The sequence below is a fragment of the Pseudomonas sp. EGD-AK9 genome (assembly GCF_000465935.2).
Lineage (GTDB): Bacteria > Pseudomonadota > Gammaproteobacteria > Pseudomonadales > Pseudomonadaceae > Aquipseudomonas.
In genome coordinates, this window is record NZ_AVOF01000343.1 from 1 (window position 1) to 3,334 (window position 3,334).

Annotated in this window: 5 protein-coding genes; all 5 read right to left on the reverse strand. The window is 66.0% G+C overall.

Annotation, left to right across the window (positions count from 1 at the left end):
* Positions 1 to 201: peptidogalycan biosysnthesis protein (locus N878_RS15675; protein WP_031303262.1), on the reverse strand; the 201-nt coding region annotated here is incomplete at its 3' end.
* Positions 202 to 357: 156 nt separating this feature from the next.
* Entirely contained in the window at positions 358 to 1,671 is a 1,314-nt protein-coding gene (locus N878_RS15680) for an OprO/OprP family phosphate-selective porin (RefSeq protein ID WP_021444563.1), read from the reverse strand.
* A gap of 180 nt (positions 1,672 to 1,851) precedes the next feature.
* Positions 1,852 to 2,184: a YnfA family protein gene (locus tag N878_RS15685; RefSeq protein WP_021444564.1), complete on the reverse strand. Its 333-nt coding sequence runs from the start codon at positions 2,182 to 2,184 to the stop codon at positions 1,852 to 1,854.
* A gap of 10 nt (positions 2,185 to 2,194) precedes the next feature.
* Positions 2,195 to 2,623 carry a hypothetical protein gene (locus N878_RS15690; RefSeq protein ID WP_021444565.1) on the reverse strand — a complete coding sequence of 143 codons (429 nt, stop codon included), beginning with the start codon at positions 2,621 to 2,623 and terminating at the stop codon, positions 2,195 to 2,197.
* A 74-nt stretch (positions 2,624 to 2,697) separates the two neighbouring features.
* The coding region (locus tag N878_RS29015; protein ID WP_021444566.1) for a CynX/NimT family MFS transporter at positions 2,698 to 3,334 on the reverse strand (637 nt) is incomplete at its 5' end.

Here is a 3,334-nt window from a genome sequence, read left to right on the forward strand (position 1 = left end):
CGGCATGGCGGCGCGCAGCACGCCGTGCCGGTCCAGCCACAGCCGGTGCGCCGGCTGCCAGCCGCTGCGCCCGCCGACGCTGGCGCTGTCTTCCAGGGCGCTGAGAAAGGCGTGGCGCAGAAAGGGCTGGGCGTCGGCCAGCAGCGCGTCCCAGCTGGCTGGATCCAGGTCGGCAAGTCGGTGCAGGGTCATGATCGGCATGGGCGCAGTCTGGCCTGTGCCGTGGGCGAAAAAAAGCCCGGGCGCCATTTTTAACCTCGCCTGGCACCGGCCCGCCGGATGGCCGCCAGGGGTGGCGAGCAATAAAAAAGCCCCGCCATCAGGCGGGGCTCAAACAGGAGCAGAGTCGGCGTTGAATCAGAACGCGTACTGCATGCGCATCACGAAAGCGTCGCCGTCGTCGTCACCCACGTTGTTGGTGATCTTGTCGGTCTCGGCCTTGACGTAGTTGGCGGCTACCTTGACCACGTCGTTGACGTACCAGTTGACGCCTACGGTGTGCAGCTTGGCCTTGGTGTCGCCCACTTCGCGGGTGGCGGTGGCCACGGTGACGTTGTCGTCTTCGACCTTGATGTTGTCGTAGCGGTAGAAGACTTCCCAGGCGCCGAGCTGCTTGTTCTCCGGCTTGATGCTGTCGAACTTCGCGCCGTCGAGCTTGTAGCCGCGCGATTCGCCGGTCAGGGTGTAGGCCAGCTGAGCGTAGTAACCGTTGGCTTCGACGTCTTCAATACCGGCACGGTCAGCCTTCAGCTTGCGCGCCAGGTATTCAGCCTGAGCCGAGAACGGCCCCATGGCGTAGGCCAGTTCGGCACCCCAGGCCGCGTCGTTGTCGAAGTCGCCAGCCACGCCCTGGAAGCCGCCAAAGGTGGCGCGGTTGCCGTTGGTACCGGCGTCGTTGCCGCCGTTGGTGGACACGCCCCGCACGGTCAGACGCGGACGGATACGGCCGTCTGCGGCGACATCGTCGAGACCGCGGTTGGCGTAGTTCAGACCCAGGTGCAGGACATTGCCGGCCTCGGCCATCGGCGCGAACACGCCGCGCACGTTGAACTGTTTGACGCTCTCGCCGTCGGTGTCGTTGCTGTCCTTGGCGCTGACGCCACCGGACAGGAAGGCCATGTTGCCCAGAACCGAGCTGGCCTGCACGCCCATGCCGTTCTCGTGGCCGTTGACCCAGTCGGCGATTTCATAGATGGCGGAACGCTCGATGGCGGTGATCCACTTGGAGCTGGTGGCCTTCTCCAGACCGAAGTCCGGATCGAAGCGACCAAAGCGCAGGTTGACCGGGTTGAAGCCGGTGTAAGCAATCGACGCCTCGTCGAAGTAGCCGTCGTCGCTGTTGCCGGCGTTGTGGGCGAGGTCGTAGCTCAGCACATACTTCCAGTCCTTGTAGACGGTGCCACTGAGCTCCAGGAAGGCACGACGGAAGTAGGCGGCGTCGGCGTTGTTGCCGTTGCGGGTGTAGAAACCGTCGAAAGTGCCATAGTCGGCCTGCAAGCGGCCGCCGAGCTTGAAGCTGAACTCCTTGTCGGTAGTCGCTACTTCCAGGCCACCTTTGGTCTTGATCACGATATCGGCGCCGTCGGTGGTGACGGTGCCGGCGAAAGCCTGGGCGGAAACGGCCAGGGCCAGGGCGCTGGCTGCGAAACCGGCGAAGTGCTTACGGATCATCGAGAAATTCCCCTGTTGGACTTTTAGTGTTGAAAACACCCGAGCGCAGGGCTCGTTCGTGCTGGGGGGAATCTTGGCGAGGGGTTATTTCAGCTCAGTTGCCGATATATAAAGATTTCATGACAGCGGAACTTTTTTACTTCGATTCTCTATAAGCAGTGCAGCGCTCTGGCCCGCGGTTCAGGACGGCGCGACGCGCGGCCCGAACAGGATGATGGCGGCGCCCGCCAGGCACAGCGCCGCGCCCAGCCAGTCGCTGGCCAGCGGCCGGGTCTTCTCGACCAGCGCCAGCCAGGCCAGCGAAGCGACTATATAGACCCCGCCGTAGGCGGCGTAGGCACGCCCGGCGAACGCCGCCTCGACCCGCGTCAGGATCAGCGCGAACAGCGCCAGGCTGAGCAGCCCGGGCACTATCCACCAGGCGCTGCGGTCGAGCCGCAGCCACATCCAGAAGGCGTAGCAGCCGGCGATCTCCAGCAGCGCGGCGAGCAGGAACCACAGGTAGTTGAGCACGTTCGCCTCCTCAGCCGCGCAGCATGCCTTCGCGTTCCCAGGCGCAACGCACGCGCAGGGCGCCCTCCTGGGGGCTGTGAAAGCCGCTGTCGGATTCCCAGCGGAAGGTGTGCACGCCATTGAGCTCGGTTTCCAGGTGCACCACCGCATTGGCCCAGTACAGGCGCTTGAGCAGCGCCTCGAAGGCCTCGATCCACAGGTTCCACTCGTACTCCACCGCGCCGTAGCTGGCGCCGAAGTGGATCACCTGGGTCTGGTACAGGCCGGCGCCGGGCTGCTCGCAGAAGGAGAACATCTCGCGGCCGAGGAAGGGCCAGAGGTCGCCGGCCGGCAGTTCGGCCAGCACGCCGTGGTTGGTTTCGCGGCGCAGGCGACGCAGCTCGGGGTCATCCGAGGGCCAGTCGCGGATGCAGCCATAGACGATGGATTCGGACTCCACACCGGCACTCCAGGAAAAACAGACCGCCTTCTAACACAGCCCCGGCGGGCAAGAAAGGAACTGGCGCGAATTCTTCACCGCTGGCGCCGCTGGCTGCGCCCGAGCAGCCAGGCGATCAGCGTCATCAGCAGGGCCAGGCCGGTGAGCGCGGCGAACGGCAGGCGGTAACTGCCGGACAGGTCGCGCGCCAGGCCGGTGAGAATCGGCGTCATGCAGGCCAGGCCGTAGCCGGTGAACAGCATCATCGCGGTCCAGCGGCTGACCGCCAGCGGCGAGCCGGCCTCGTACAGCGGCAGCACCAGCGACAGGGCGAAGGAGCCGCCGAGGCCGAAGCCGATCAGCACCGCCCAGAGCTCGGGGACCACGCTCGGGGCAAAGCTGATCATCGCCAGACACAGGCTGCTCAGCGCGCCGCAGGCCAGCAGCAGCGAGTAGCGGGCATCGAAGCGCTGCGCCAGCCAGGGCAACAGGAAGGAGCTGGGCAGGCCCATCAGCATCGAGAGGCTGAGCAGCGAGTTGCTGCGCAGCAGGCTCAGCCCGGCCTCGTGGTAGCGCGCCACCACCCAGGTGGCCAGGGCATAGAACAGCCCGGCCTGCAGGGCGAAGAAACAGCTGATCAGCCAGGCGCGCGGCTGCCGCCAGGGCAGGCCGCCCTCCGGCGCTTCGCCGGCGCCGAGCTGGTTGGGCAGGCACAGCCAGAGCAGCACGCCG

Coding starts and splice junctions, on each gene's coding strand:
- N878_RS15680 (WP_021444563.1), bottom strand. CDS start 1,671: ATGATCCGTAAGCACTTCGCCGGTTTCGCAGCCAGCGCCCTGGCCCTG.